Source organism: uncultured Jatrophihabitans sp. (assembly GCF_964244045.1).
Lineage (GTDB): Bacteria > Actinomycetota > Actinomycetes > Mycobacteriales > Jatrophihabitantaceae > Jatrophihabitans.
The window spans coordinates 25,334-50,428 of sequence record NZ_CAXTHK010000028.1; the positions used below are offsets into that span (position 1 = coordinate 25,334).

Annotated in this window: 28 protein-coding genes and 2 pseudogenes; 16 read left to right on the plus strand and 14 right to left on the minus strand. The window is 69.6% G+C overall.

What is annotated here, in order from left to right; all coding sequences use genetic code 11:
* Positions 1–6: 6 nt before the first annotated feature.
* A complete protein-coding gene (locus tag ACFFC4_RS17550; RefSeq protein WP_375503221.1) occupies positions 7–978 on the minus strand; it encodes an alpha/beta fold hydrolase in 972 nt (323 codons plus the stop codon).
* Positions 979–1,068: 90 nt separating this feature from the next.
* On the opposite strand from ACFFC4_RS17550, the gene ACFFC4_RS17555 reads away from it, so the two are divergent.
* From ACFFC4_RS17555 to ACFFC4_RS17575, 5 genes are all read left to right on the plus strand, one after another.
* Complete coding sequence (locus ACFFC4_RS17555) at positions 1,069–1,521, plus strand: universal stress protein (protein ID WP_375503223.1); 453 nt, start codon at positions 1,069–1,071, stop codon at positions 1,519–1,521.
* Positions 1,522–1,596: 75 nt separating this feature from the next.
* Positions 1,597–2,466 carry a serine/threonine-protein kinase gene (locus tag ACFFC4_RS17560; protein WP_375503225.1) on the plus strand — a complete coding sequence of 290 codons (870 nt, stop codon included), beginning with the start codon at positions 1,597–1,599 and terminating at the stop codon, positions 2,464–2,466.
* A gap of 65 nt (positions 2,467–2,531) precedes the next feature.
* Positions 2,532–2,999, plus strand: coding sequence for a hypothetical protein (locus ACFFC4_RS17565; RefSeq protein ID WP_375503227.1), 468 nt, complete (start codon positions 2,532–2,534; stop codon positions 2,997–2,999).
* 76 nt (positions 3,000–3,075) lie between these two features.
* Entirely contained in the window at positions 3,076–3,606 is a 531-nt protein-coding gene (locus ACFFC4_RS17570; protein WP_375503229.1) for a cysteine dioxygenase family protein, read from the plus strand.
* A gap of 93 nt (positions 3,607–3,699) precedes the next feature.
* The gene (locus ACFFC4_RS17575; protein WP_375503231.1) at positions 3,700–4,119 is read left to right on the plus strand and encodes a rhodanese-like domain-containing protein; all 420 of its coding nucleotides are present in this window, start codon (positions 3,700–3,702) and stop codon (positions 4,117–4,119) included.
* A 6-nt stretch (positions 4,120–4,125) separates the two neighbouring features.
* On the opposite strand, the gene ACFFC4_RS17580 is transcribed toward ACFFC4_RS17575, so the two are convergent.
* Together ACFFC4_RS17580 and ACFFC4_RS17585 are read right to left on the minus strand one after the other, a co-directional pair.
* A complete protein-coding gene (locus tag ACFFC4_RS17580) occupies positions 4,126–4,392 on the minus strand; it encodes a hypothetical protein (RefSeq protein WP_375503233.1) in 267 nt (88 codons plus the stop codon).
* A 29-nt stretch (positions 4,393–4,421) separates the two neighbouring features.
* Positions 4,422–5,663, minus strand: a complete 1,242-nt coding sequence (locus ACFFC4_RS17585) for an acyl-CoA dehydrogenase family protein (protein WP_375503235.1) — start codon at positions 5,661–5,663, stop codon at positions 4,422–4,424.
* Positions 5,664–5,708: 45 nt separating this feature from the next.
* Here ACFFC4_RS17585 and ACFFC4_RS17590 point away from each other — a divergent pair, with 45 nt between their 5' ends.
* The 3 genes from ACFFC4_RS17590 to ACFFC4_RS17600 are packed head-to-tail and all read left to right on the plus strand — an operon-like array spanning position 5,709 to position 9,228.
* Positions 5,709–7,544, plus strand: a complete 1,836-nt coding sequence (locus ACFFC4_RS17590; RefSeq protein ID WP_375503237.1) for an NAD-binding protein — start codon at positions 5,709–5,711, stop codon at positions 7,542–7,544.
* Positions 7,545–7,573: 29 nt separating this feature from the next.
* Positions 7,574–8,482 (plus strand): NAD(P)H-binding protein, encoded by a 909-nt coding sequence (locus tag ACFFC4_RS17595; RefSeq protein WP_375503239.1) that lies wholly within the window; start codon positions 7,574–7,576, stop codon positions 8,480–8,482.
* Positions 8,479–9,228, plus strand: a complete 750-nt coding sequence (locus ACFFC4_RS17600; RefSeq protein WP_375503241.1) for a lysostaphin resistance A-like protein — start codon at positions 8,479–8,481, stop codon at positions 9,226–9,228. Before ACFFC4_RS17595 ends, ACFFC4_RS17600 begins: the two co-directional genes overlap by 4 nt.
* A 3-nt stretch (positions 9,229–9,231) precedes the next feature.
* Here the strand turns inward: ACFFC4_RS17600 and ACFFC4_RS17605 are convergent, their stop codons facing one another.
* The 4 genes and pseudogenes from ACFFC4_RS17605 to ACFFC4_RS17620 form a co-directional block, all read right to left on the minus strand.
* Positions 9,232–10,197 (minus strand): YihY/virulence factor BrkB family protein, encoded by a 966-nt coding sequence (locus tag ACFFC4_RS17605; protein ID WP_375503243.1) that lies wholly within the window; start codon positions 10,195–10,197, stop codon positions 9,232–9,234.
* A 66-nt stretch (positions 10,198–10,263) separates the two neighbouring features.
* Positions 10,264–10,506: pseudogene (locus ACFFC4_RS17610) on the minus strand (pyridoxamine 5'-phosphate oxidase family protein); the annotation flags it as partial.
* A 42-nt stretch (positions 10,507–10,548) separates the two neighbouring features.
* Positions 10,549–10,914, minus strand: a complete 366-nt coding sequence (locus ACFFC4_RS17615) for a hypothetical protein (protein WP_375503245.1) — start codon at positions 10,912–10,914, stop codon at positions 10,549–10,551.
* Entirely contained in the window at positions 10,914–12,998 is a 2,085-nt protein-coding gene (locus ACFFC4_RS17620) for a RecQ family ATP-dependent DNA helicase (RefSeq protein ID WP_375503247.1), read from the minus strand. The genes ACFFC4_RS17615 and ACFFC4_RS17620 overlap by 1 nt, the downstream gene beginning before the upstream one ends.
* Positions 12,999–13,222: 224 nt before the next feature.
* Here ACFFC4_RS17620 and ACFFC4_RS17625 point away from each other — a divergent pair, with 224 nt between their 5' ends.
* A complete protein-coding gene (locus tag ACFFC4_RS17625) occupies positions 13,223–13,426 on the plus strand; it encodes a cold-shock protein (RefSeq protein WP_375503249.1) in 204 nt (67 codons plus the stop codon).
* Positions 13,427–13,502: 76 nt separating this feature from the next.
* Here the strand turns inward: ACFFC4_RS17625 and ACFFC4_RS17630 are convergent, their stop codons facing one another.
* The 4 genes from ACFFC4_RS17630 to ACFFC4_RS17645 are packed head-to-tail and all read right to left on the minus strand — an operon-like array spanning position 13,503 to position 17,778.
* Positions 13,503–13,844, minus strand: a complete 342-nt coding sequence (locus tag ACFFC4_RS17630; RefSeq protein ID WP_375503251.1) for a UBP-type zinc finger domain-containing protein — start codon at positions 13,842–13,844, stop codon at positions 13,503–13,505.
* A complete protein-coding gene (locus ACFFC4_RS17635) occupies positions 13,844–15,304 on the minus strand; it encodes an ATP-binding protein (protein ID WP_375503253.1) in 1,461 nt (486 codons plus the stop codon). The genes ACFFC4_RS17630 and ACFFC4_RS17635 overlap by 1 nt, the downstream gene beginning before the upstream one ends.
* Positions 15,301–16,968 (minus strand): FAD-dependent oxidoreductase, encoded by a 1,668-nt coding sequence (locus ACFFC4_RS17640; protein ID WP_375503255.1) that lies wholly within the window; start codon positions 16,966–16,968, stop codon positions 15,301–15,303. The genes ACFFC4_RS17635 and ACFFC4_RS17640 overlap by 4 nt, the downstream gene beginning before the upstream one ends.
* Positions 16,969–16,998: 30 nt before the next feature.
* A complete protein-coding gene (locus ACFFC4_RS17645) occupies positions 16,999–17,778 on the minus strand; it encodes an SDR family NAD(P)-dependent oxidoreductase (RefSeq protein WP_375503257.1) in 780 nt (259 codons plus the stop codon).
* 80 nt (positions 17,779–17,858) lie between these two features.
* Here ACFFC4_RS17645 and ACFFC4_RS17650 point away from each other — a divergent pair, with 80 nt between their 5' ends.
* Positions 17,859–18,257 carry a hypothetical protein gene (locus tag ACFFC4_RS17650; protein WP_375503259.1) on the plus strand — a complete coding sequence of 133 codons (399 nt, stop codon included), beginning with the start codon at positions 17,859–17,861 and terminating at the stop codon, positions 18,255–18,257.
* A 9-nt stretch (positions 18,258–18,266) separates the two neighbouring features.
* Here the strand turns inward: ACFFC4_RS17650 and ACFFC4_RS17655 are convergent, their stop codons facing one another.
* Positions 18,267–20,075, minus strand: a complete 1,809-nt coding sequence (locus ACFFC4_RS17655; RefSeq protein ID WP_375503261.1) for an ABC transporter ATP-binding protein — start codon at positions 20,073–20,075, stop codon at positions 18,267–18,269.
* An 86-nt stretch (positions 20,076–20,161) separates the two neighbouring features.
* On the opposite strand from ACFFC4_RS17655, the gene ACFFC4_RS17660 reads away from it, so the two are divergent.
* Entirely contained in the window at positions 20,162–20,611 is a 450-nt protein-coding gene (locus tag ACFFC4_RS17660; protein ID WP_375503263.1) for a MarR family winged helix-turn-helix transcriptional regulator, read from the plus strand.
* A gap of 6 nt (positions 20,612–20,617) precedes the next feature.
* Here ACFFC4_RS17660 and ACFFC4_RS17665 read toward each other — a convergent pair.
* Positions 20,618–21,050, minus strand: a pseudogene (locus tag ACFFC4_RS17665) (TIGR03618 family F420-dependent PPOX class oxidoreductase).
* 65 nt (positions 21,051–21,115) lie between these two features.
* On the opposite strand from ACFFC4_RS17665, the gene ACFFC4_RS17670 reads away from it, so the two are divergent.
* From ACFFC4_RS17670 to ACFFC4_RS17690, 5 genes are read left to right on the plus strand one after another with little or no spacing between them, the layout of a single operon-like run.
* Positions 21,116–21,346, plus strand: coding sequence for a plasmid stability protein stbC (locus tag ACFFC4_RS17670; RefSeq protein WP_375503265.1), 231 nt, complete (start codon positions 21,116–21,118; stop codon positions 21,344–21,346).
* Positions 21,327–21,782: a type II toxin-antitoxin system VapC family toxin gene (locus ACFFC4_RS17675; RefSeq protein WP_375503267.1), complete on the plus strand. Its 456-nt coding sequence runs from the start codon at positions 21,327–21,329 to the stop codon at positions 21,780–21,782. The genes ACFFC4_RS17670 and ACFFC4_RS17675 overlap by 20 nt, the downstream gene beginning before the upstream one ends.
* Positions 21,783–21,822: 40 nt before the next feature.
* Complete coding sequence (locus ACFFC4_RS17680; protein WP_375503269.1) at positions 21,823–22,689, plus strand: oxygenase MpaB family protein; 867 nt, start codon at positions 21,823–21,825, stop codon at positions 22,687–22,689.
* 34 nt (positions 22,690–22,723) lie between these two features.
* Positions 22,724–23,740: an aldo/keto reductase family protein gene (locus ACFFC4_RS17685; protein ID WP_375503271.1), complete on the plus strand. Its 1,017-nt coding sequence runs from the start codon at positions 22,724–22,726 to the stop codon at positions 23,738–23,740.
* Positions 23,741–23,743: 3 nt separating this feature from the next.
* Positions 23,744–24,766 carry an LLM class flavin-dependent oxidoreductase gene (locus ACFFC4_RS17690; RefSeq protein ID WP_375503273.1) on the plus strand — a complete coding sequence of 341 codons (1,023 nt, stop codon included), beginning with the start codon at positions 23,744–23,746 and terminating at the stop codon, positions 24,764–24,766.
* 17 nt (positions 24,767–24,783) lie between these two features.
* Here the strand turns inward: ACFFC4_RS17690 and ACFFC4_RS17695 are convergent.
* Positions 24,784–25,095, minus strand: a 312-nt coding sequence (locus tag ACFFC4_RS17695; protein ID WP_375503275.1) for an ethanolamine ammonia-lyase light chain EutC, incomplete at its 5' end; no start/stop codon positions are given.

Consider the following 25,095-nt stretch of genomic DNA (forward strand, 5'->3'; position numbering starts at 1 on the left):
CTGCCCCTACCCGATCGCGCTTCGACGATCGGCGGAGACGGCGAGCAGGGCGAGCTGTTCGGCGACCTCGGCGGGTCGCTCGTAGGGCAGCATGTGACCCGCGCCGGGGTACACCACGAGCTCGGCGTTCGGCATCGCGTCGGCAATGGCCCGGGAATGCGCGATCGGGCACAAGCCGTCCTTGGTGCCGACCAGGACGACGGTCGGCGTGCGGTCGAGCTCGGCCAACGAACGCAGTCGATCGTGCTGCAACATCTCGTTGACCAACGCCGCGGTGGTGGCGGGATGCGCGCGACTGAATTGTGCTGCGGTGCGCCTGCGATTGTGGGCCGTTGCTGCGCCGGGGCCGTAAAAGCCCATGCGGATGAAGCCGGCGACCAGCTCCGGGTGCCTCAGGTTGATCTTCGCGCGCGACAGGCCCCGCAGCCTGGCCAGGAGCGGCGTGACAAACATGACCGGCGCGGTGACCCGGGCGGACAGCCCGAAGACGTCGTGCCCTAGACCGGCCGCGCTCGTCGCCACCAACGCGACGCCGATGACCTGGTTTATCACCACCTCGGGATGCCGCTCGGCAAAGGCCATGATCACCGGACCACCCAGCGAGTGGCCGGCGAGCACCACGCGACGCCCGGGCAAGTAGCGGGTGACGAGCTGGGCGACATCATCACCCAGCTGATCGACGGTGTACGTGCCGCGCGGGCCGGCGTCCGATCGACCGTGCCCGCGCGCGTCGAAGGCAACCACCCGGACGTCAGGCTGCTGACGGTGCAGCTCGGCCACGACATCCGTCCAGCTCGTGTGATCCTGCGTCCACCCGGCGACGAGGAGCACGACGACCGACGACCCGGCCGGCCCGGTGTCGTGCAGGGCGATCACGGTGCCGTCGGCCAGGGCGAAGGGTTCGAGCTCGTCCGGTCCGACGTCACCCGGACGATCGGCGCGACCGGCCAGGGCCGGACGGCTCTTCGGCATCGTCATCCGCGAGAATTTACCGGTTACAGCCGGTCACCGATACTTACGGAACGAGGCGACCCGCCGACGGTTCGATGCCAGGTGCACAATCTCGCCATGGTGGACTCAGGCTTCGAGCTCGGTACCGACGGCCCGCGCACCATGCTGGTGGGCATCGACGGTTCGCACACCTCGATGCGCGCAGCGGCGTACGCGGCCGGCATGGCACGGCGCCAGGGCGTGCACCTGATCGGCTTGTACGTCCAGCCGACGACCAGCGCGTCCGTGCAAGCCGTGGCCGCCACCGCAGGCGCGCTGATCGAGGCACCCGAGGACATCACGGCCGACCTGCGAAAGAGCTTCGACGACGGCGTCGAGCGACTGGGTCTCAGTGCCCAGTTCGAGGTTCGCAGCGGCAACCCCTACAAGGCGCTGATCGCGGTGGCCAAGGAGTTCCGCGTAGATGCGATCGTCATCGGCGCTTCCACGCAGGCCGGTTACAAGCTCGTCGGCTCACTGGCGAGCCGGCTGGTGAAGGACGCGGCCTGGCCGGTCACCGTGGTGCCATAGCAGGTATCCGTGACGAGCCACCACAGTGATTGTGAAGCCGACGTGAGTTAAGCTCGAAGTTGCAAAGGAGCATGCGTGGCACTGATCGACCGACGCTCGGTCGCCGAGGACGATCTCGGCGACCGGTTCGCCGACGTCCGCACGCTGCACCGCGGCGCCCGGTTCACCGTCTACGAGGCGCGCGACGTGACGATCAGGCGCACCGTCGCCGTGAAGGTGCCGTTGCGGGGCGGGCCGCGCTGGCTGCACGAGATCATCGACCATCAGGCGAACGTGCTGGCGCCCATCTGCACGCACCCGCACATCATCTCGCTCTATCAACGTCTCGAGCTCGACGACGGACGACCGGGGCTCGTGCTTGAACGTTGCCGCGGGACGCTGGCCGACGCACTGCAGGGCGGCCGCCGGTTGTCGGCCCGGGACGTGGCGGCAATAGGCGTCAAGCTCGCCGGCGCGCTCGAGACGACGCACAACGGCGACGTCGTGCATTGCAACGTGCATCCCGGCAACGTCCTGCTCAGCGAATGGGGCGAGCCTGTCCTGTCCGGTTACAACGAGGCGGTCCGCATCGGGGCCGGGCAGTCGGGACGTCCGGCGCTGCAGACGACGACGTCGCACACCGCACCCGAGCTGCTGCAGGGCCTCGAGGCGCAGGTGCAGACCGACGTCTACGGACTCGCCGCGACCCTGTACGAACTCGTCGCCGGACGCGGCGCCTTCCGCGCCTATGCCGGTGAGTCACCGGCGGCGATCATCGTGCGGGTGCTCAGTGGCAGCGTGCGCCCGATCGTGGACCCGGAGATCCCGTTGACGTTGTCGGACCTGCTGACCTGGGCGATGTCCGGGCAGCCGAACGACCGCCCTCCCTCGCCCGCATGGCTGGCCGAGGAACTGAACCGCATAGAGATCGAGCAGGGCTGGACCCGAACCCGGCTCATCGGCTGATCGCGCCGCAGGAACTGTCGGACCCTGCTGTCATGGTGCTGGCACCAAGACACGGGGGGCCAATCATGGGCGAAGTGCTGTGGATCCGATCGCACGTCGAGCAGCTGCTGGAGCACATCTGGAGCATCTGCCGGGTCGCTCCGGACGACGACGGCGACTATCCGTTCCGGCAGGGCACCGCGGCGTGCTGGGTAGCCGTTTTGCCCACCGCGCCGGTGATGGTGCGGGTGTTCGCGCACGCCGCGCTCGACCTCAAACCCTCGCTGCGGTTGTTCCGAGAACTGAACGACATCGAGCGTCGTGCGTTGTCCTGCGCGGTACTGCTCGAGGGCGATGCGGTGGTCGTCTCGCAGACGGTGAGCCCGATCGGCCTCACGGCGCCGGTGCTCGAGCAGGCGCTGCACGCCGTCGCCGGCGTGGCCGAGGACATCGGGCTGCTGCTCGCCGCCATGTTCGGCGGTGAGACGCCCTATCCACCCGAGTTCGCCGGCGACAGTGCGGACGTCCCACCGGGCCCGGCCGGCCCGTTCTGAGGGGTGTGCCAGATCCGACGCCAATTACCTACCGATTCGATAGACATTATCGGAGTTGTCGGGCAGACTCGGTGCTATGATCGACGTCGCCACCACGGGGCTCTACTTCGACCTCGGACAGCTCACCGACTTCACGCGCTTCTTTGCTGACGAGGTGTGTTCCGGCAAGTACCCCTACGTCGACTTCGATCCCGAGCAGCGCTGGCACCAGCGGATCTACCGCGACCGGCGAGTGGACGTGTGGTTGATCAGCTGGCTGCCGACACAGGGCACCCAGCTGCACGACCACGGCGGTTCGTCTGGTTCGTTCACCGTGCTCTCGGGCGTCCTGACCGAGAGCACGGTGACCAGCGGGTCGACGCGGGATCGGCAGCTGCGCGACCACCAGCGCGAGGCTGGCTCGACGGTCGGTTTCGGGCCGCACTACGTCCACGACGTCCGCAACCTCGGCGACGGCCCGGCGGTCAGCGTGCACGCCTACTCCGCGCCGCTCACGTCGATGACCTACTACGACCTCGCCGACGGCGAGTTGAGCGCGATCACGACGTTGGCCACCGACGACCCGGAGCCGGAGTTCGACGCCGGGACGGCCCGCCGCGCGTCCTGACGAGCGTGGCAACCTAGGCCACATGGCCGACCTCCGCTGCGCTCCGGCCGCCATCGGCCATGCCCATTCGTCCTGCTCCGACTTCGTCGTCGCATGAAGCGCTTCTCCTCGGTCGACGACCTGCTCGCCGACGCCCGCTCCCGCCTCAACCGGCTCGACGCGCAGCAGACGGCAGCCGCCCGCAACGACGGCGCGCTGCTCGTCGACATCCGGCCGAGCTGGCAGCGCGAGACGGTCGGTGAGATCGAGGGCGCGCTCGTCGTCGAGCGCAACCACCTGGAGTGGCGCCTGCACCCCGACTCCGACGCCCGGGTACCGCAGGCAGCACCCGGGCAGCGCTGGGTCGTGGTGTGCGCCGAGGGTTACACGTCCTCGCTGGCGGCAGACGCGCTGAACTCCATCGGTGTCCCGGCCACCGACCTGGTCGGTGGTGTCGAGGCCTGGTCCGCGGCCGGCCTACCGTTGGTGCCCGGCGGGACGCCACCGAACGAACTGGTGCACCGCCGCAAGTAGCGCCGGCTACGCGTTGTTCTTGACCTTGGCGGCGTTGTAGCCCAACCAGCCGACATAACCGAGCAGCGCTGCCACACCCAGTTTGCGGGTGGGCGGGGCCATCATGGCCAGCCCGACCGCCGTCTCGGTGGCCCCGTTACGGATGACCCAGGTCGCGGTGTCGTCGGGGAAGGCGGCCTTGGTGATGCCCGCGAAGGCCTCCGGGGCAACGAAGTGCGCGGCGCCTGTGGCGGCCATGGCGAATCCGACGGTTCCGAAGCTCAGCAGTCCCATCGGTCCAGCGTGCCATCCCTGTCTAGACCTCACTCGAGCGGGCTGCGGGGCAGCAGCGAGTCAGCGATGATCTTCTGCTGGATCTGGCTGGTGCCCTCGAAGATCGTGGTCAACCGCGCGTCGCGCCAGTAGCGCTCGACCTGCCGTTCGGTGGTGTAGCCGTTGCCGCCGTGCAGCTGCATCGAGTCGTTCGTGACCTCGACGGCCATCTCGGTGGCGACCAGCTTGACCATTGCCGACTCGCGGGCACAGGGCTCCCCACGGTCGAGCAGGTCGGCCACCTGCCGGTAGAAGGTGCGCGACTGCTCGACCTTGGCCGCCATCGTGGCGAGCATGAACCGCAGTGCTTGGAAGTCGCCGATCGGGTGGCCGAACTGCTCGCGCTCCTGCAGGTACAGCGTGCAGTCCTCGACGGCCGCACGCGCCAGGCCCACCGCACGCGCCGCGGTGTGTACCCGGGCGATGTTCAGCCACTTCTGGGTGTCGCGGAAGGCCTGCGTGCTGCCCGGGCCACTGTCGCTTCCGTCGCCCTCCCCGTCAGTGCCGCCCGCCAGATTCGCGGCCGGCACCCGCACGCCGTCGAAGTGCAGCTCCCAGGTCAGGAAACCGTGATAGCCGATCTTGTCGATGACGGTGCCGGTCAACCCGGGTGGGAACTCGTCGCGCTCCTTCTCGACGATCAGGGTGGCGAGCCCGGCCGCGCGCTTCTCCCCCGGCGCCGGGTCCTCGGTTCGACACAGCAGCTGGATGAAGTCGGCGGCCTTGGCGTTGCCGATCCAGCGCTTCTCACCGGTCACGACGTAGGTGTCGCCGTCGAGCTCGGCGCGGGTGCTGACGCCCGCGAGGTCCGAACCCGCGTCCGGCTCGGAGAAGCCGGCTGCGCCGATCCAGTCGCCGGCCGCACTGCGCCGCAGCAGGGCCGCCCGCCGCTCGACGTCGCCGACATCGGTGCCCAGTCCTTGGGCGCGGGCGATGATGCTGGCCACGCTCATCCAGGCGCGGGCCAGTTCCTCGGAGATCATTGTGTACTCGAAGACGCCGCAACCCAGGCCGCCGAACTCCTCATCGATCATGATGCCGAAGTAACCCCGCTTGCCCATCGCCTCGATGAGGCTGCGGGGCATCTCCCGCTTCTGCGGGTCGAACTCGTCGGCGACCGGCTTGACCTCGTCCAGCGCGAAGGACCGCGCAGCGGCCTGCAACTCCAGCCGACGGGGGGTGGCCCACGGTTCGGTCAGGACGGATGCGGGTGCCGGCTGCGGATGGCTCATGGAGGCGAGGGTTTCCACCTCGGTCCGCCCGGAAACAGATCGGTAATGGACGCCCCAGATGATGCCGCCGTGGACGACCTGCCCGCTGTCCCGGTAACCGTGGATTCGGCCGCCCGCATCGACCCGGCGCCCTGGCGCGAGTGGCGGGCCCACGTCATCGTCTGCGGCCTGAACGGTGTCGGGCTCCGGGTGGTCGAGCAGCTGCGGTTGTCCGGGGAGCAGGTCGTCATCGTCGAGGACGACCCCGACCCGCGGCGCCTGGCCATCGTCACCGAGCTCGGCGCGGCGCACCTACTAGCCGACCCGCGCCGGACGACGGCGCTCGAGAACGCCAACCTCGCCACGGCCACCGCGCTCGTGTGCGCGGCCGGCACGGACCTCGAGAACCTCGAGATCGCGCTGCTCGCGCGCCGCCTGCAACCCGAGCTTCGGGTCGTCGTCGAGCTGGGCAACGCCGCGCTCGGGCGCGCCCTCGCCCGGGTCACCGGCCCGGACAGCGTCCTCGACCCGGCCGCCCTCGCCGCCCCGACGCTGGCCGAGTCGTGCCTGGACCTGAGCGCTCGGCCCTTCCCCATCGACGGGTCAGCCTTCGAGCTGCGCGAGCTGACCGCGCCGCGGGACAGCACCCTGCGGCTGCTGTTCGGCGACCTCGCGCCGATCGCGGTGGTCCCGGTCGACGACACCGCCGAGATGGTGGTCTGCCCAGGCCGTGACCTCAAGGTCAAGGCCGGCGACCGGGTGTTCGTCATTGGCACGCCCGAGGACCTCGAGGGCCGCGGCGTCACCGAGATGACCCGACCGCCGCGCCGGCGGGCGCCACTGAAACCCATCGGCACCCTGCGCCGCTACGTGCACGGGTTCGTGGCCGAGTCCGAACGGGCAATGCGCCTGACCCTCGGCGCGCTGTTCGGCGTCGCGGTGCTGTCCGTGCTGCTGCTTAAAGTGGGCTACCGCAGCGCCGAGGGCAAGCACATGAGCCTGCTCGACTCGGCGTACTTCACCACCGAGACGCTGACCACGGTCGGCTTCGGCGATTTCTTCTTCGCCCGCCAGCAGGACTGGCTGCGGGTGTGGGCCATCGTGCTGATGGTCCTGGGCGCCACCCTCGTCACCGTCCTCTACGCGATGCTGACCAATCTGCTCGTGAGCCGACGCATAGCGCAGTCGCTGGGCCGCCAGCTCGCGACCCGGATGCACGACCACGTCGTGCTCGTCGGCCTGGGATCCGTCGGACTCGGCGTCCTCGAGCACCTGGTGGCGGCCGGACAACCCGTCGTCGTACTCGAACGCGACGAGGACAACCGCTTCCTGGCCCGCGCCCGCGAGCTGGACGTACCCGTCGTGTTCGGCGACTCGACGGTGCCGACCAGCCTGGACGCGGTCGGCATCGACCGCGCCCGAGCGGTCGCGGTGCTGACAAGCAGCGACCTCGCCAACATCGAGACCGGTCTCGTCGTCGACGACCTGCTCGCCGAGCGGCGCACCGAGGTCCCGGTGGTGCTGCGCATCTTCGACCGCGATCTCGCGCACACCGTCGAGACTGGTTTCGGGTTCCACTTCGTGCGCTCGACCGCTGCGCTCGCTGCGCCGTGGTTCGTCGGCGCCGCGTTGGGCCTGGACATCCTGAACACGTTCTACGTCGACAAGCAGCCGATGCTCGTCGGCCGCCTGACCGTGGCCGACGACGGTGGGCTGCGGGGCAAGACGATGGCCGAGCTGTCGGCACGCATCCGAGTGATCGCGATCCGCCGGCATTCGACCGGCGACTTCGAGTATCCGCCGCGACGCGGCACCCGCTTCGACGGCGGCGACCAAGCCTACCTTGTCGGGCCCTACGGCGAGCTGCTGCAGGTGCTGCGGCGCGATTCGGCGGCGGGATAGTCCTCAGCGAGCGAGGGAAGGCTCCAAGGATGCCTCTCACCGTGCTCGTCACCGGCGCTACCGGCTTCATCGGGTCGCACCTCGTCGGCCGGCTGGTCGACGCTGGACACGACGTGCGGGCGATGACGCGCCATCCCGACGGCTACGACGGTCCGGGTAAGGCCGTGGGCGCCGACGTCGAGGACATCGACAGCCTGCGCACCGCGCTCGACGGCGTCGACATCGCCTACTACTTCGTGCATGCGCTGGAGAACAAGGACTTCGAAGAGCGGGACGCCGCTGCGGCCCGCAACTTCGCCAACGCTGCCGCAGAGAACGGCGTCCGCCAGATCATCTATCTCGGTGGGCTGGGTGAAGAGTCCGGCCAGCTGTCGGCGCACCTGCGCTCGCGCCGCCAGGTCGAGGACCTGCTGGGCGAGACGGGCGTGCCCGTGACCGTGCTGCGCGCAGCGGTGATCATCGGCCACGGTGGCATCTCGTGGGAGATCACCCGCCAGCTCGTCGACCACCTGCCGCTCATGATCACCCCGAAGTGGACGAAGACCCGCACCCAGCCGATCGCGCTGCCCGACGTCCTGCGCTACCTGGTCGGCGTGCTCGACAACCCGGACGCCATGGGGCGGTGCTTCGAGATCGGCGGACCCGAGGTCCTGCGCTACGTCGACATGCTCAAGCAGGCTGCCAAGGCCAAGGGGCGCAGCTTCCCGAGCCTGAACGTCCCGCTGCTGACCCCGCACCTGTCGTCCGGGTGGCTCGCGCTGGTCACCGACGTAGATCTGAAGACGGCCCGCAACCTGGTCGAGTCGATGCGGAACGAGACGATCGTGCACGACCGGTCGATCCATGACCTACTGCCCGGCGACACCATGAACTACCGGGACTCAGTGCGACTCGCGCTACAAGATCGGGCCCAGGCGCTGACGACCAAGTCGACATGAACGAGGCTGGCGGTATGGCGAGCAGTGAGAAGATCGGCGCCCTGCAGACAAGGGTTCAGCGTCTGCTGGCGCCTTCGCTGCTCGAGCAGGTGCCCCGCGACCACCAGCAGTCCGACGCGGCGTTCAAGCGCCGGCGCATCGTCGCCGCGATCGCCCTTGTCCTGGGCACTACCTTGCTGGGGCTCTCGCTGGCCACGGACCCCGGCGACTCCGCCTTCTACCCGCTCACGATCTCGGTCGCCGCTGTTTGGCTGATCGGCGGGTTCACCTCGGGACCGCTGCACCTGGGCCGTATCCCGTTCCGGGGGTCGCTGCGGCGCCCCCTCGTGACCCCGTTGGTCACCGGGCTGTTGGCCGGAGCGGTGTTCGTCGTCGGGGCGCTGATCGTGGCGCAGATCGAGCCGATCCGGAAGATCATCGACACGGTGCTGCAGCACGCCCAGCAGGGCAACACCGCACTGATCTTCTTCGTCACCCTGCTGAACGGGGCCTCGGAGGAGGTCTTCTTCCGTGGCGCGCTGTTCGCCGCCATCGGGCGCAAGCACCCGATCCCGATCTCAGTGGTGATCTACTCGCTGGTCACCATCGCCACCGGCAACCCGATGCTGGTCTTCGCGGCGGTGCTCATGGGCACCTTGTTCGGCTTCCAGCGGCGCGCCTCGGGCGGCATCCTCGCGCCGATGATCACGCACCTGGTCTGGTCGGTGATCATGCTGCTCGCGCTGCCACCGATCATCATCAAATAGCGCTCACTCGGGCGGCTGCGGGAAGCGGACCGTGATCTCCTCGTAGCCCTTGAAGCGCTGCGCCTCGGCCTGCTGCGTGTAGCTCTTGACGTCCGCCGAGGTGAGGTCAACGTCGTCGGTGAACGGCGTCAGCAACGAACGCGGGTACAGCTTCAGCGAGCGGACGGTGTTGTACTCGACGGCGATCACGGCGATGAGCGAGCCGAGGTAGAGCCAGGCCATCAGGCCCAGGAACACCGCAAAGGTGCCGTTCGTGTCGGACGCGCCGCGCACGGCGTGGTTGACGTAGAGCGCACCGACGTACTGCAACCCCTGCCACACCACGGCAGCGCCGGCGGCGCCCGGCACGGTCTGGCGCAGGGTGAGCGGGCGGGCGGTAGCCAGCCGGAAGCCGGCCGTGAAGAACGCCGCGTTCAGCGCGAGCGTACCCAGCCCGATAGCGACCTTCGTCGTGATCGGGAAGCCGTCGACCTGGCTGCCGAGCACGGCCAGGCCGGTCGTGAGCAGCACCGAGATCCCGCCGAGGCTGAGCAGCAGCAGGCTGCGTCCGCGGCTCTTGAACGGGTTCGGCCGCTCGTTGCGGGGCACCCGCCAGATCGTGTTCATGGCGTTCTGCCCGGCCTGGGCGACGTTGAGCCCGAAGAACAGCGTGCCGACGATGCCGACGGTCAGACCGAGGCTGCTGCCCGAGACCCCGTTCGGATTGGCCAGCTGATGTCCGACAACCGGGAACTGGCCCAGGGCCGAGTCGAACACCTTGCGTTGCAAGCTCTCGTTGCCCTCGAGGACGAAGTTCAGGATCGTGGTGGACAGCAGCAGCAGCGGCACCAGGGAGAGCAGCCCGTAGTACGCGATCAGCGCGGCCAGGTAGGAGCCCTGATCGTCGAAGAACTTGTACGCCACGGCCAGGGGAAGTCCGGCGCGCGGGTGCGCGCGTTGGAACCGATCAAGCCGCTCGACGAGCGTCATGGCCGGCTCTTCACGCAGTCAGGTTACCCACGCGCGGGAAGTTGATCGATGTGCTGGGGCGCCCGCTCAGCCGTCCTCGACGACGCGGACCGGCGTCAGCATGACGCGCCGCTGATCGCTGCAGCGCAACTCCGCTCGACCCGAGATGTGCAGCGATGCGCCCGACTCGAAGTCGGGAACGAGCAAGGCTGCGCTCGGGTCAACCGTCAGGTTGCCAAGGCTGTTGAACATGTGGGTGCCCGGGTAGTCCGGCCACGACACGCTGCCGTCGGGCTCGACGGTGCGGAAGCCGGGCGGGCCGCCACGATGCGACGAGTCGAGACCGGCGCGTCGGGTGCCGGTCCGGACAGGTCAAGCGAGCTGACCGTGCCGTTGACCCGAGCAACGGCGAGCGGGCAGGTCAATGTCGACCAATCCGATCTCGGCGCCCGCGGCAAGGCTCACCAATGGATCGCCGGCTCGAGGCAGGGCCGCGACAGTCAGCTCGCTGCCGTGGCCGGCCAGGAAGCCGGCCGGTCCGACGAGCGGTGAGTTCCACAGCAGGCCGTCGACACCCAGTGCGGTGAGTGCGGCGAAGCGCTGCAAGGCGAGGAACCGCCTGAGGCCGCCGTCGAGATCGGCCGGGTCGAGCAGGCGTGCCAGCCGCGCCGCAGACTCGCGGACGCCGGCCCGCTCTTGCACCGCGAGCTCGCCGACGTGGAAGCCAGGGCCCGTCATCAAAACGCCTTCTGGAACACGAGTGGGTACACCGGGCCCGCGCCGGCTTCGCGCAGCAGCACAGCCGCGACCGTGAGCGTGAATCCGCTGCGCGTGGTGTCGTCGAGCAGCAGGACCGGACCTTGAGGTATGTCACCGTCGACCGACAACCGGCGCAGCGCGCCGATCGCCGATTCGACGTTGGTGCCGGCGTCGCGCTGGAACCCGCCGCCGTCGGCCCGTAGTGGCGTGGCGACGGGCATCCGGCCAAGCGCGGCGAGCCGGGCAGCGGCATCGGCCAGCAGCGTCGGATGCGTGCGCGACGGCACCCAAGTCACCCACGTCGGACGGCCCGCCGGCCACCCCCACCGCGACAACGTGCTCACCAGCCCGTCGAACACCTCGTCGGGCACGGGTTCGTCGGCGGCCAGCGCACGCGAGACGGCCGCCGACCAGGCCGGGTCATCGGCCACGGCGAGAGCACGGCCCGGTTCGGCGCGCGACGCTTCGGCGATGCGCCCGCGCCGCGGGGCGCCGGACGGCCACATCTTGCGCGGTTCGAGCACGGTGGTCTGCGCACGAAGATGGGCGACCGCCGCCCGGACCGTGTCACGCGAGGGCGCTGTGCCCGGAGCAGGCAACCGTCCGGTGCACACCGCGCAGCGACCACAATCCCCGCCGGACGTGTCGTCGAGCTCGTGGCGTAATTGCTGCATCAGACAGGTCTCGGACTGCTCGTAACGCAGCATGGCCTGCTGCTCGCGGCGCCGGGCCGCGGCGATGCCCGCGTACCGCTCGGCGTCGTAGGACCATGGGCGCCCGGTGGCGACCCACCCGCCGTCGAGGCGTTCGACCGCGCCCTCGACGTCGAGCACCTTGAGCAGGGTCTCGAGCCGGCCGCGGCGCAACCCGGAGTCCGCCTCGATCCGCGGCAGGCTCAGCGGACCGTTGCCCAGTACGTCCAGCACCCGGCGGACGCGGTCCTCGGCCGGGAAGGCGGTGGAGTCGAAGTAGGCCCAGATCCGCTCATCGGCCGCAGTGGGCAGCAGGACCGCCTGCGCGGTGTCGAGCGCGCGCCCGGCACGGCCGACCTGCTGGTAGTAGGAGATCGGCGACGCGGGCGCGCCGAGGTTCACCACGAACCCCAGCGTCGGATGGTCGAGTCCCATGCCGAGGCTCGACGTCGCCACGACGGCGCGCAGCTCGTGGGCCAACAGCCGGCGCTCGATCTCGGCGCGCTCGTCAGGCGGCGTGGCCGAGCTGTAGGGCGCGACGTCGTGCCCCTGCGCGCGTAGGAAGTCGGCCAGCTGCGTGGTCCCCGCGACGGTGAGCGTGTAGATCAAACCGGCACCCGGCAAGCTTGTACCGCCTGGCTGGTCCCCGGCGAGCGCGTCGGCGATCCAGGCGTAGGCGGTCGGGACGTCGGGCGTCGGGATCACCGACAGCGCAAGGCTTTCACGGTCGAGTGACCCGCGCAGTGTGAGAGTGTCGGTACCCAGCTGGGCTGCGACGTCGGCGGTCACGCGGTCGTTGGCGGTGGCCGTGGTGGCCAACACCGGCGTCGCGTCGGGCAGCGCGGCCAGCACGTCCTTGATGCGGCGGTAATCGGCGCGGAAGTCCGAGCCCCAGTCCGAGACGCAGTGCGCCTCGTCGACGACGAGCATGCCGATGCGCGGTGACAGGTGCGGCAGCACCCGGCTACGGAAGCCGAAGGAGTTGAGCCGCTCGGGCGAGATGAGCAGGACGTCGACGGTGTCGTCGGCGAGTTGGGCCTCGATGGCCGGCCAGTCCTCGATGTTGGCGCTGTTCACCGTGACCGCCCGCAGCCCCGAGCGCTCGGCCGCGGCGACCTGGTCACGCATGAGGGCCAACAGCGGCGAGATGACGAGCGTCGGCCCGAAGCCCTGCGCCCGCCGCAGGCCGGCGGCGATCCAGTACACCGCCGACTTGCCCCATCCGGTGCGCTGGATGACCACGACCTTGCGACGGTGCGCGACGAGCGCCTCGACGGCTGCCCACTGATCCTCGCGCAGCACCGCGGCCGGACCGGCGAGGCGGGTCAGGTGCTGCTGGGCGGCGTCGCGCAGGTCGAGCGTGGCGGTCATTTGTTCATCGTGCAGCACACCGCCGACAGAATCGGTGCGAGACGGCTGACCTGCGCCCGCAACGCTGTTATGCTCGACGCGGTCTATCGCATCATTCCTCGAACGTGTACGCGTGCGGGAAGTGCAACGCACATCGTGTCTTCCTCGGGTTGGCAAGTTGAGCAGGACCGAGGTCTCGCACAAGGCGAGCCCTCCATGAATCACCCGATCGAAAGGCAAGAGGAATGACCCAGGGCACTGTGAAGTGGTTCAACAGCGAAAAGGGCTTCGGCTTCATCGCTCCCGACGACGGCGGCGCCGACGTCTTCGTCCACTTCTCCGGCATCACCGGCGATGGCTACAAGAGCCTCGACGACAACCAGCGCGTCGACTTCGACGTCACCCAGGGCCAGAAGGGCCCGCAGGCGCAGAACGTCCGCGCTATCTGAGCACCAGCTCTCACGCGTTCGCCCCGCACCGGATTTCCGGTGCGGGGCGTTCGTCGTTTCGCCCGGGATCGGCCGGTCAGCGCAGGTGCCGCTGCCAGTCCGCGGGCACCCGCCCCGCCGGCCCCGGCGTGGACTGATCCAACGGGTGCTCCTGCGGGTCGGCCAGCCGCGGGCCGTCGTAGAACTGCTCCGTGTCGTTGTCCCAGAACCAGTCCTCACCCGGCTCGAAGCTGGTGATGAGCGGGTGCCCGGCCGCCTTCGCATGTGCGGTCGCATGGCCCGAGGGCGAGGAGTCGCAGCACCCGACGTGCCCGCACGCAGCGCACCGCCGCAAGTGGAACCACCAACCGCCGGTGGCCTCGCACTCGACGCAGCCCGCGCCACTCGGCGGCACACTCGGATTGATTGCCTCGGTCATCAGTCCTCCACCGGCCCATGCAACGGCACTCGCACGAGAAATGTTGTCAGCCCGGGCTCGGAGACGACGGACAGATCCCCGTGGTGCCGGTCGACGACGATGCGCCACGAGATGTCGAGCCCGAGGCCGGTGCCCTCCCCCACCGGCTTGGTGGTGAAGAACGGCTCGAACATGCGGGCCTGCACGGCGTCCGGGATCTGCGGCCCGGTGTTGGCGATCTCGACCTGCAGGTCGTCATCGACGCGGCTCGTACGCAGCGTCAACGTGCCCGAGCCGGCCATCGCCTGCAGTGCGTTGTCGATGATGTTCGTCCATACCTGGTTCAACTCGGCGGCGTACACCGGCACGTCCGGTACCGAACGGTCATAAGCCTTTACCACCTCGACGCCACGCGCGATCTTGCCGCTGAGCATGACCAGCGTGCTGTCCAGCAGCTCGTGCACATCGACCACCTGATAGGGCGCGCGATCCAGCTGCGAGTACTGCTTGGCCGCGCCGACGAGCGTCGAGATGCGCCCGGTAGCGTCCTCGATCTCGTTCATGAGCAACTCGGTCTCGAGCGCGTAGTTGAGCCAGCGGACGGCGCTGGCGAGCGTCGAGCTGTCGATCTTCGTAGCGACGCGGTCCAGCCACGCAATGTCCAGCCCGGCGGCGACGAAGGTCGGGGCGATGTCGTAGCCGCCGTCGATGCCGTGCCTGTCCAGCCAGTCCGACATCTCGTCCTCACGGTCGGACGTTGCCAGCGGATCAAGCTGGGGTGCCTTGGCCACGTGTTCGACGGCGACCTCCGACAGCCGGATCAGCATCTGCAGGGTCTCGCGGTCAACGGTGCCCTCGGCGATCAGGCCCAGCTTGTGCCGCATGCCGGCGACCCGCTCGCGCAGCGACGACGTCGCGCGCACCGCTGCGGCGGCGGGATTGTTCAGCTCGTGCGTCAGGCCGGCTGACAGCGACCCGAGAGCCAGCAACCGCTCGCGCTGGCTGACGGCCTGCTGCGTGGTCCGGTTGCCGAAGAACAACCCCTCGAGCAGGTGGACGGGCATCGGGAACCAGTCGCGCATCAGGTCGGCGAAGTCGTTGGCGCCGAGCACGTACAGGCGGACCTCGGTGAGTGCACGCAGCGAGCCGGCGTACGTCTGCGGCACGCGATCGCCGAGATAGGCCGACCACGCGCCCGCATAGACCCCGCGCTGATCGGTGCGGGTGATCTCGACGTCGTCCTCGCCGACCAGTCGCGACATCGCGATGGTGCCGTCGAGCACGACGTAGAAGCACCGGCCCGGCTCGCCCTCGCGATAGATCCAGCCCGGCTCGTAGCGCTCGGTCTTGCCGTGCCGGCACAGCCAGTCGAGCTGGTCGTCGGACAGCTTCTCGAACAGGAACAGCGTGCGCAGCTCGTCGAGTTCGCAGGACAGCGTCTCGACCGCGCGGGAGTACTTCTCGTTCACGATCCCGCTCACGTCGATCCCTCCAGGTAACGGTGCACGAGCATCACGGCCATCGCACCTTCACCGACCGCGGACGCCACCCGCTTCGCCGACTCGGAGCGCACGTCGCCGGCGGCGAAGATGCCCGGGACGCTCGTCTCGAGGTGGAACGGATGGCGGTCGAGTTCCCATCCCGTCGGCTTCTCGCCCGGCGCGGCGAGGTCCGGTCCGGACACGACGAACCCGTGCTCGTCGCGCACGACGGTGCCCTCGAGCCACTCGGTGCGCGGGGCGGCACCGATGAAGACAAACAGCCAACCGGCATCGACGGTCTCGGTCTCGCCGGTCTCGGCGTTGCGCAGGTGCAAGCGATCGAGATGCCCGTCCCCCTCGGCGCCGACGACCTCGGTGCACGTTCGAACGATGATGTTGGGGACGGCCTCGACCTGCTGGATCAGGTAGTGCGACATCGAGCTCTCGAGCGATCGGCCGCGCACGAGCAAGGTGACGCTGCGCGCTCCGCGGGCCAGGTAGACCGCGGCCTGCCCGGCCGAGTTCGCGCCGCCGACGATGAAGACATCATGATCGACGCAGCCCGGCGCCTCGGTGAGCGCGGAGCCGTAATAAACGCCGCGCCCGGTGAAGTCGTCAACAGCTGCCAGCTGCCGGTATGCGACGCCGGTGGCCAGGATGACGGTGTGCGCGCCGATGGACGTCCCGTCGTCGAACCGGACGGTGCGTCCCGCCCCGTTCGCCTCGAGCGCCACTGCCTCGCGGGTGGTGATCAACTCAGCACCGAACTTGACGGCCTGACGCCGGGCGCGGTCGGTGAGCTGGCCGCCGGACACCCCATCTGGGAAGCCGAGATAGTTCTCGATGCGCGAGCTCTGCCCCGCCTGGCCGCCGGTTGCGGTTCGCTCGACGAGCACCGTGCGCAGCCCCTCGGACGCGCCGTACACGGCCGCGCCCAACCCCGCCGGTCCGCCGCCGATGACCACCAGGTCGTAGAACTGCTCGGCCGGAGCCGTCGTCAGGCCGACGTGGCCGGCGAGGTCGGCGTTGCTGGGCGCGACGAGGGCGACGCCGTCGGGCGTGACAACCAGTGGGAGCGTGCGTCCGTCGGCGTCGGCGGCGTTGAGCAGGCGCGTCCCCTCGGGCGAATCGGCAAGGTACCAGCGGTAGGGCACCTGATTGCGAGCGAGGAATTCGCGCGTCTCGGATGACGCCGCCGACCAGCGGTGCCCGACCACCTTCACCTCCGCCACGACGCGGTGGTCGGCGGCCGCCCAGGCCTCGAGCTGGGCGTCGATGACCGGGTACAGCTTCTCGTCCGGCGGGTCCCACGGTTTGAGCAGGTAGTAGTCGAGGTCTACGACGTTGATGGCCTCGATGGCCGCGCCGGTGTCGGCGTACGCAGTCAGCAGCACGCGGCGGGCGGTCGGGTAGAGGTCCATGGCTTGCTCGAGGAACTCCACACCGGTCATCTGCGGCATGCGGTGATCGGCGAGCAGCAGGGCGACGACGTCGCCGCGCAGCTTCAGCTCGCGCAGCGCCTCGAGCGCCTGCGGCCCCGATTCGGCGCGCACTATGCGGTGCTGATCGCCGTAGCGACGGCGCAGGTCTCGGGCGATCGAGCGCGAGACGGCCGGGTCGTCGTCGACGGTCAGGATCGCGGTGCGGGGACGTGCGGAGGTCACCCGGTCGAGGTTAGTGGCGCGCCGAACGGGTCAGTAGTGAATCGCACCGCGGGTACCGCCGCCGACCGCCAGCGCGTCACCGTTGATCGCGACGCTGCGCGGCGAGCACAGGAACACCACGACGTCGGCGACCTCGGCCGCGGTGACGAGCCGGCCGATGCTCACGGGTGCGGCGAAGCGGGCCTCCGCCTCGTCCACGGTGATTCCGTCGGCCGCGGCCCGGCGCTCGAGCATGCCGGGCGTGCGCTCGGTGACGGTGATCCCTGGGTGCACGACGGTGACGTTGACACCGTGCGGGCCCAGCTCGTCGCCGAGGTTCTTCGTCAGCGCGGCAACCGCGACGTTGCGCATCGAGCCGGCGATCGAACCCGAATGCCGGGCGTTCAGACCGCTGACGTTGACGATGCGACCCCAGCCCTGCTCGACGAGATGCGGAGCCACCGCCCGCGCGGTGCGCAGGTAACCGAGCACCTTCGTCTCGACCTCGATGCGCACGTCGTCATCGGAGATCTCGGCCAACGTCGGCGGGGTGGTGCCGCCTGCTGGTCGTGCTGCGGCGTTGATCAGGATGTCGATACCGCCAAAGGCGCCGATCACGTCGGCGACCATGGTCCGGACGGAGGCGTCGTCGGTGGTGTCGGCGGGGAACGCCGTGCCGACGCCCTCGGCGGCCACCCGCAGCTCGTCGGCGCCGCGGGCCACCATGGCGACCTGCACGCCCTCGGCCGCAAGAGCCTGCGCGACCGCCAGCCCGATGCCGCGGCTCGCGCCGGTGACGATTGCGCGCTTACCGGTCAGTCCGAGATCCACGCCGCCGAGTATCGCCGAACCGGACGGATCCGGCCTGTGGACAACCCCGGTTTGACGCCGTCGTGCTCGAGGCTCAAGGCATGAAACCAGGAACGCCGATCCGCGCGGCAGCAGACGTGGAGCAGTTGTGGGAGGAGATGATGGGCCCCGGCGGGTTCGGGATACGCACCTTGTGGATCGTGTTCCTCGACGAGACAGGCTGTACCAGCGACGTGATCGTGCCGATCGAGGACATCCCGTTGCATCCCGACGCCCTGCTCCTGCGCAACCTGGCCCACATCGTCGCCGACGTGGGCATGCAATCGGTGTTGCTGCTCGTCTCCCGTCCCGGCTCACGCGCGATGACCGACGACGACCGGGCGTGGGCCCGGGAGCTCGGCGCGGCGATGGGCGCCGAGCTGTGTCGGTGGCCGATCCACCTCGCGACCGGGGACCACATCCAGGTCTTCGCTGCAGACGACCTGATCCCAAGTGCGTGACGCCGCGGGTTACGAGGCGAGCGTGGCGTAGCGGCCGGCGTCGGCCAGCAGCGAGTCGTGCGTGCCGGACTCGACGATGCGCCCTTGGTCGAGCACCGCGATCTGGTCGGCGTTGCGCACTGTGGACAGGCGGTGGGCGATGGTGATGGTGGTGCGACCGACGGCAAGGTCGTCGAAGGCCTGCTGAACGGCTCGTTCGGTCTCGGTGTCGAGCGAGCTGGTCGCCTCGTCGAGCACCAGGATCCGCGGGTTGCGCAGCAGGGTCCGCGCGATGGCGATGCGTTGCTTCTCACCGCCGGAGAACCGGTGCCCGCGCGAGCCGACCATCGTGTCGTAGCCGTCGGGGAGCGACGCGATGAGCTCGTGGATCTGCGCCGCCCGGGCGGCGTCCTGGATCTCGGCGTCGGTGGCCTCGGGCCGAGCGTGCCGCAGGTTGTCGCGCACGCTCGCATGCATCAGGTACGTCTCCTGCGAGACAATGCCGACGACCTTGGCGAGGTCACCGAGGGCGAGCTCGCGCACGTCGATGCCGTCGATGGTGATCCGCCCGCCGGTCGTGTCGTAGAGCCGGGCGACGAGCGAGGCCAGCGTGCTCTTGCCCGAGCCGGTCTCGCCGACGAGGGCCAGGGTGTGTCCGGCCGGGACGTCGAGGTTGATCCCGGCGACCGCGGCCGTCTCGCTGCCCGGGTAGGCGAACGTGACGTTCTCGAAGCGGACGTGACCCCGGACGCGCCGCGGATCGACGGGCACCGGGTTCAGCGGCTCGTCGACGTCGACCGGCAGGTCGAGGTACTCGAAGATGCGGGCGAACAAGGCCAGCGAGCTGTTGACCGTGACGCCGCTGTTGAGCAGGCCCATGAGGGGGCGGAACAGCGTGGTCTGCAGCGCGGTGAACGCGACCAGCGTGCCGATGGTCATGGCGCCGCGCGTTGCCGGCAAGCCGGCGCTGAGATAGATGATCGCCGGGATCGCGGCGAAGATGATGCTCATGGTGGCCATCCGCCAGCGGCCGGCCAGGCTCGAACGCAGTTCCAGGTCGACGAGACGCAGCGACGAGGCGGTGAACCGCTCGACGAGCGCCGGGCCGGTGCCCATGGTCTTGGTGAGCAGGACGCCGCCGATCGACAGGCCCTCCTCGATCGTGACGTTCAGGTCTGCGAGCTCGCGCTGCCGGGCGGTGGTGATCTCGCGACGCAGGTGCGCGACCTTGCGCGTCAGGTAGATCGCCGGCGGCATGACGACGAGGGAGATCAGCGAGAGCTTCCAGGACAGGGCAGCCATCGCGACGGCGGTCGCCACGACGGTCGTGAGGTTGGACGCGATGGACGTGGCGGTGTCGGTGACGACCGACTGCATGCCGCCGATGTCGTTGGTGATGCGCGACTGCACCTCGCCGGTGCGCGTGCGGGTGAAGAACGCGACGGACTGGCGCTGCAGGTGGGCGAACACGTCAGTGCGCAGGCGATGCATAACCTGCTGACCGACCTTGGTGCTGACCCACGTCTGCACCACGCCGAAGGCGGCGGTGAGGGCGGCGACGCCGACCATGCCGGCGACCAGCCAGGCGAGCAGGGCGACATTCTGCTGCGGCAATGCGTGGTCGATCACCGCACGCAGCAGGAACGGGGCGGCCATGGCGACGACCGACGACGCCACGATGAGCGCGCTGACGAGGGTCAACGGCCACCGGTAGGGGGTGAACAAGCGGCCGATGCGGCGCAGCGAGACACTGCTGGCAAGTGCCTTGTCGGCGGCCTTCTGATGTTCGGACGTAGGGCGGCCGGGGCGGCCACCGCTGTGAAGTGGATTGGCTTCCAAGGAGCATTCCTTCTTCCGGCTCGGAGATGTTTACTGAGGTAACCTCATGATGAGGCTACAACAGCAATCGTTGGTACGCTATTCCGGTGCGACACCACCATGATCCCGACGCGGCCGAGCCGGGTGAGGACGTCGGACTGGCCGACGCGTTCTGGGTCGTGGCGCGCGATCTGCGCCGGCTGTCAATGTCCACCTCCGAACCCTGGGAGGTCTCGCCGTCGCAGTCGCGGGCGCTGCGGGTGCTGGGTCGGCACGGGCCGATCAGGCTCAACGAACTGTCCGACCAGCTGCACATTGCGCCCCGATCGGCGACTGAGGTCGTCGACGCCCTGGAGGAGCGCGGTCTGGCTCGGCGGAGCCCGGACCCCCACGACCGCCGCGCTGTCCTGGTCGACACCACCGACGAGGGCACCCGGGTGCTCGGTGCCCTGCGCGAGGCCCGCACCGCGCAGGCCGAGGCCTACTTCGGGCGGCTCAGTGTCGCAGACCAGAAGTCGCTCGCTCGGATCCTGACCAAGCTCCGCGCGCAGCGGTAGGGCGGCTCAGTTGCTGTACACGCGAGTGGCGGCAATCAGCACCGCAGTTCGTCCCTGCTCCACCATCGCGCGGTCGTAGGCGTCCCAGTCGTCGTGCGTGCCGCCGGCCGCCGCGAAAATCGCGCGCAGCAGCAACCTCAGCGCCTCGGGTTCGAGGTCGCCGTCCGCAGGTCCGACCAGGGACGCGCCCCCCTCGACCGTCGCCCACTTCCAGCCCGCCCGGAACGTCACCGCGGCTTGGGGACGCGCGCGCAGGTTGGCCAGCTTCACCCGGCCGTATGTCACGAACGCAAGGACGTCGACGCCCGACGTGGGCTCGGGCACGACGCCTGCGTTGACCAGTGAGCTCTGAATCGTGTGGTCGGCACGCACCGTCGAGACGACGGCGAGTCCCTGCTCAGCTCGGGCGAGGCCGACGGGCCTCGGTCAGCGTGCTCATGTGTGCAGCCTGCCACGCTCGTGCTGAGCACGTGGAACGGTATCGCTAGCGCTAGCATGGCTCCCATGCCCGCCGTGCACGTGCGAAATGTGCCTGAGTCCGTGCTGACTGCCCTACGCGAGCGAGCTGCGATAAACGGTCAGTCGATGCAGGCAGAGATTCGCCAAGTCCTGGCGGCGGCGGCCGAGGCGCCCCTCCCCCGCCCACGCCCCGAACCTGTACGCCTGACGACCGTGCGGGCGGCGAGCGCCACGACCTGGAGCCGCAGGGAGATTTATGACGAGACCGGTCGCTGACCGAGCCGTCCTGGACACCAACGTCCTGCTGGCGGCGACGGACGAAGCACGCGCCGAGCACGGATGGGCCACCGCGGCCATCAACGACTGGCCTGCCGCGGGCATCGTGCTCTACGCCAGTGGGCAGATTCTGCGGGAGTACCTCGCGGCGTCTACCCGGCCGCTGGAGCAGAACGGACTCGGGATGACCCGATCCGACGCGGTCGCCAACGTTCGCGCCCTGCGCGCCAGGCTCGGCCTGCTGGTTGAGGACGCAAAGGTGGCCGATCGCCTGCTCACCCTGCTCGAGACGGTCGAGTGCGCCGGGAAGCAGGTGCACGACGCCAACGTGGTCGCCACCATGGTTGTGCACGGCATCGACACCGTCGTGACGATGAACGTCGATGACTTCGCCCGCTTCGATGACCTTGTGACCGTCGTACCTCTCTGGCCGTAGGGCGTGCGTGCGGCCCAGGTGCGCGGGGCACCATGGAGGCATGCTCACCGATCTGCGTACGCGCCTCGGCTCAATGGTCTTCGAACGCGTCGCCGGGTCGGACGGGCCGCAGCATCGCGACCGCATCCACAACACCCCGGGCGAGCGCTGGTTCGCCGAGGACCGGCCCATCCGGACGGTGCACGCGGACTCGTCCATGTTCATCGGTGGGCTGCGCGCCCTGCTGCTGCAATCGCTGCACCCGCTGGCCATGGCCGGGGTGGCCGGGCACTCGGGCTACCGCGGCGACCCGTGGGGCCGGCTGCAACGCACCAGCTACTTCCTGGCCGCCACCACCTTCGGGGTCGCCGAGGACGCCGAGGAGGCGGTGGCCCGGGTGCGTGCCGTGCACGAGCGGGTCCGCGGCAAGGCACCCGACGGCCGCCCGTACGCAGCGTCCGACCCGCACCTGCTCAAGTGGGTGCACGTCGCCGAGGTCGACAGTTTCCTCGACACCTACCAGCGCTACGGTTCCTCACCCCTCGATCAGGACGGACGGGACGGCTACGTCGCCGACGAGGCCGTCGTCGCCCGCAAGCTGGGCATCATCGACCCACCCACCACCGAGGCCGAGCTTCGCGAGCAACTGGCGGCGTTCCGGCCCGAGCTGCAGGGCACCCCGGAGGCCCGGGCGACGGCCCGGTTCCTGCTCCTGCGCCCGCCGCTGCCGCTCATCGCGCGACCGCCGTACGCGGTGCTCGGCGCCGCCGCCGTCGCGTCGCTACCGCGCTGGGCCCGTCGCCCACTGCACCTGCCCCCGCAGTTGCCCATCACCGAGGCCACCGCCGTGCGCGCCGCGGGCAAGGGACTCGTCGGCATGCTGCGCTGGGTCAGCACCCCGCCACCCGGCGAGACGTCCGCCGCCTGACGGCCGTTCACCACGGGTTCGTAGAGTCGAGGCCATGGACTTTCGTTACCTCGGCAACTCGGGCCTGCAGATCTCCGAGATCACGTACGGCAACTGGCTGACCCACGGCTCGCAGGTCGAGAACGACGTCGCGACGCAGTGCGTGCGCGCGGCGCTCGACAACGGCATCACCAGCTTCGACACCGCCGACGTCTACGCCAATGGCAAGGCCGAGACGGTGCTGGGCGAGGCGTTGAAGGGCGAGCGGCGCGAGTCGCTCGAGGTCTTCACCAAGGTCTTCTGGCCGGTGGGCCCGGACCCTAAGGGCAAGAACGACACCGGGCTGTCACGTAAACACATCCTTGAGGGGATCGACGGTTCGCTGCGCCGCCTGCAGATGGACTACGTGGACCTGTACCAGGCCCACCGCTACGACTCGTTCACCCCGCTCGAGGAGACGATGCAGGCCTTCGCTGATGTCGTCCGGTCGGGCAAGGCGCTCTACATCGGGGTCAGCGAGTGGACGGCCGAGCAGATCCGCGCCGGACACGCTCTCGCGAAGGAGCTCGGCGTCTCGCTGGTCAGCAGCCAGCCGCAGTACTCGATGCTGTGGCGGGTCATCGAGGACGAGGTGGTGCCCACCTGCGTGGAACTCGGCCTGGGCCAGATCGTGTGGTCGCCGATCGCGCAGGGCGTATTGACCGGCAAGTACAAGCCGGGAGAGGCGCTGCCCGAGGGTTCGCGGGCCACCGACACCAACGGCGGCGCCGACATGATCAAGCGCTGGATGACCGACGACGTCCTGTCCCGGGTGCAGCAGCTGGCCCCGATCGCCGGCGACCTCGGCCTGTCGATGGCCCAGCTCGCCGTCGCCTGGGTGCTGCAGAACAGCAACGTCTCGGCCGCCCTGGTCGGTGCATCTCGTCCGGAGCAGGTCGTGGACAACGTCAAGGCCGCAGGGGTCACCATTCCCGCGGACGCGCTCACGGCCATCGACGACGCACTCGGCGATAGCGTCACCCGCGACCCGGAGGTCGTGGCCCGCTCGACCCCGCGGCGGCGGGCGGTCTGAGCAGTGCACGTCGGGGTCGACAGCTTCGTCTCATCCGTCACCGACCCGTCGACCGACCGGCTCATCGGACCCGCGGAGCGCATCGAGCACCTGCTCGAGGAGATCGCGCTCGCGGACAGCGCGGGCCTCTATTCGTTCGGCATCGGTGAACATCACCGCGAGGAGTACTACGACTCCGCCCCACCGGTCATCCTGGCCGCCGCGGCCGCGCGGACGTCACGCATCCGGCTGGGCAGTGCCGTCACCGTGCTGAGCGCGGCAGACCCGGTGCGGGTGTTCCAGCAGTTCGCCACCCTCGACCTCATCGCGAAGGGCCGCATCGATCTCGTCGTCGGCCGCGGGTCGTTCACCGAGGCGTTCCCGCTGTTCGGGCTCGACCTCGCCGACTACGACAGCCTGTTCGCCGAGAAGCTCGACCTGCTGCTGCGCATCCGGGACTCGACGCGCGTCACCTGGTCGGGACGGCACCGCCCACCACTGACCGGTCAGGGCGTCTACCCCCGTCCTCTGCAAGACCCGCTGCCGATCTGGGTCGGCGTCGGCGGAACACCGGAGTCCTTCGTCCGCGCCGGCCTGCTCGGGTTGCCGCTGATGGTCGCGATCATCGGCGGTGAGCCGCGACGCTTCGCCCCGCTCGTCGACCTCTACCGCCGTGCAGGTGCAGAGGCCGGGCACACCGACCTCAAGGTCGGCCTGCACGTCTTCGGCTACGTCGGCGACAGCGTGCAGACGGCCGCAGACACGATCTTCCCGGGCTGGCACGAGATGTTCACGAAGGTCTCGCGTGAGCGCGGCTTCCCGCCGCCGAGCCGAGCACAGTTCGACGCCACCAGCGGGCCGAACGGCGCGTTCTTCCTCGGCGACCCGGCTACCGTTGCGACGAAGCTGCGGCGGGTGTCCGAGCAGCTCGGCGGCGTCGATCGCGTCGCGTTGCAGATGACTAACACCCGGTTGGCCCACACCGACCTGCTACGCGGCATCGAACTGCTCGGCACCGAGGTGGCGCCCCAGGTCGCCGACGCCTGAGGCCGTCGGCCACCGCGCTACTGCGCGTCCAGGACCTTCGCGTCCGACGCGCTGAGCTCGGCCTTGGACCGGTCCTTCACCCGTACGCCGGACTCGCCCATTGCGAACGAAGCCGCCAGCAGTCCCGCCACGACCCGGGCTGCGTCGGCGTAGCCCAGGCCGTCGGGCGGGTGGATGTTCGACACGCAGTTGCGCTCGGCGTCGTGTCGGCCGGCGCGCGGCGCGTAGGTCAGGTAGACGCCGAGGCTGTCGTTGACGGAAAGCCCCGGTCGTTCGGTTGTGCCCCGCGGGGTGGTGTAACTCGTTCGCGTGTAGTTCTGCGTTGTTGC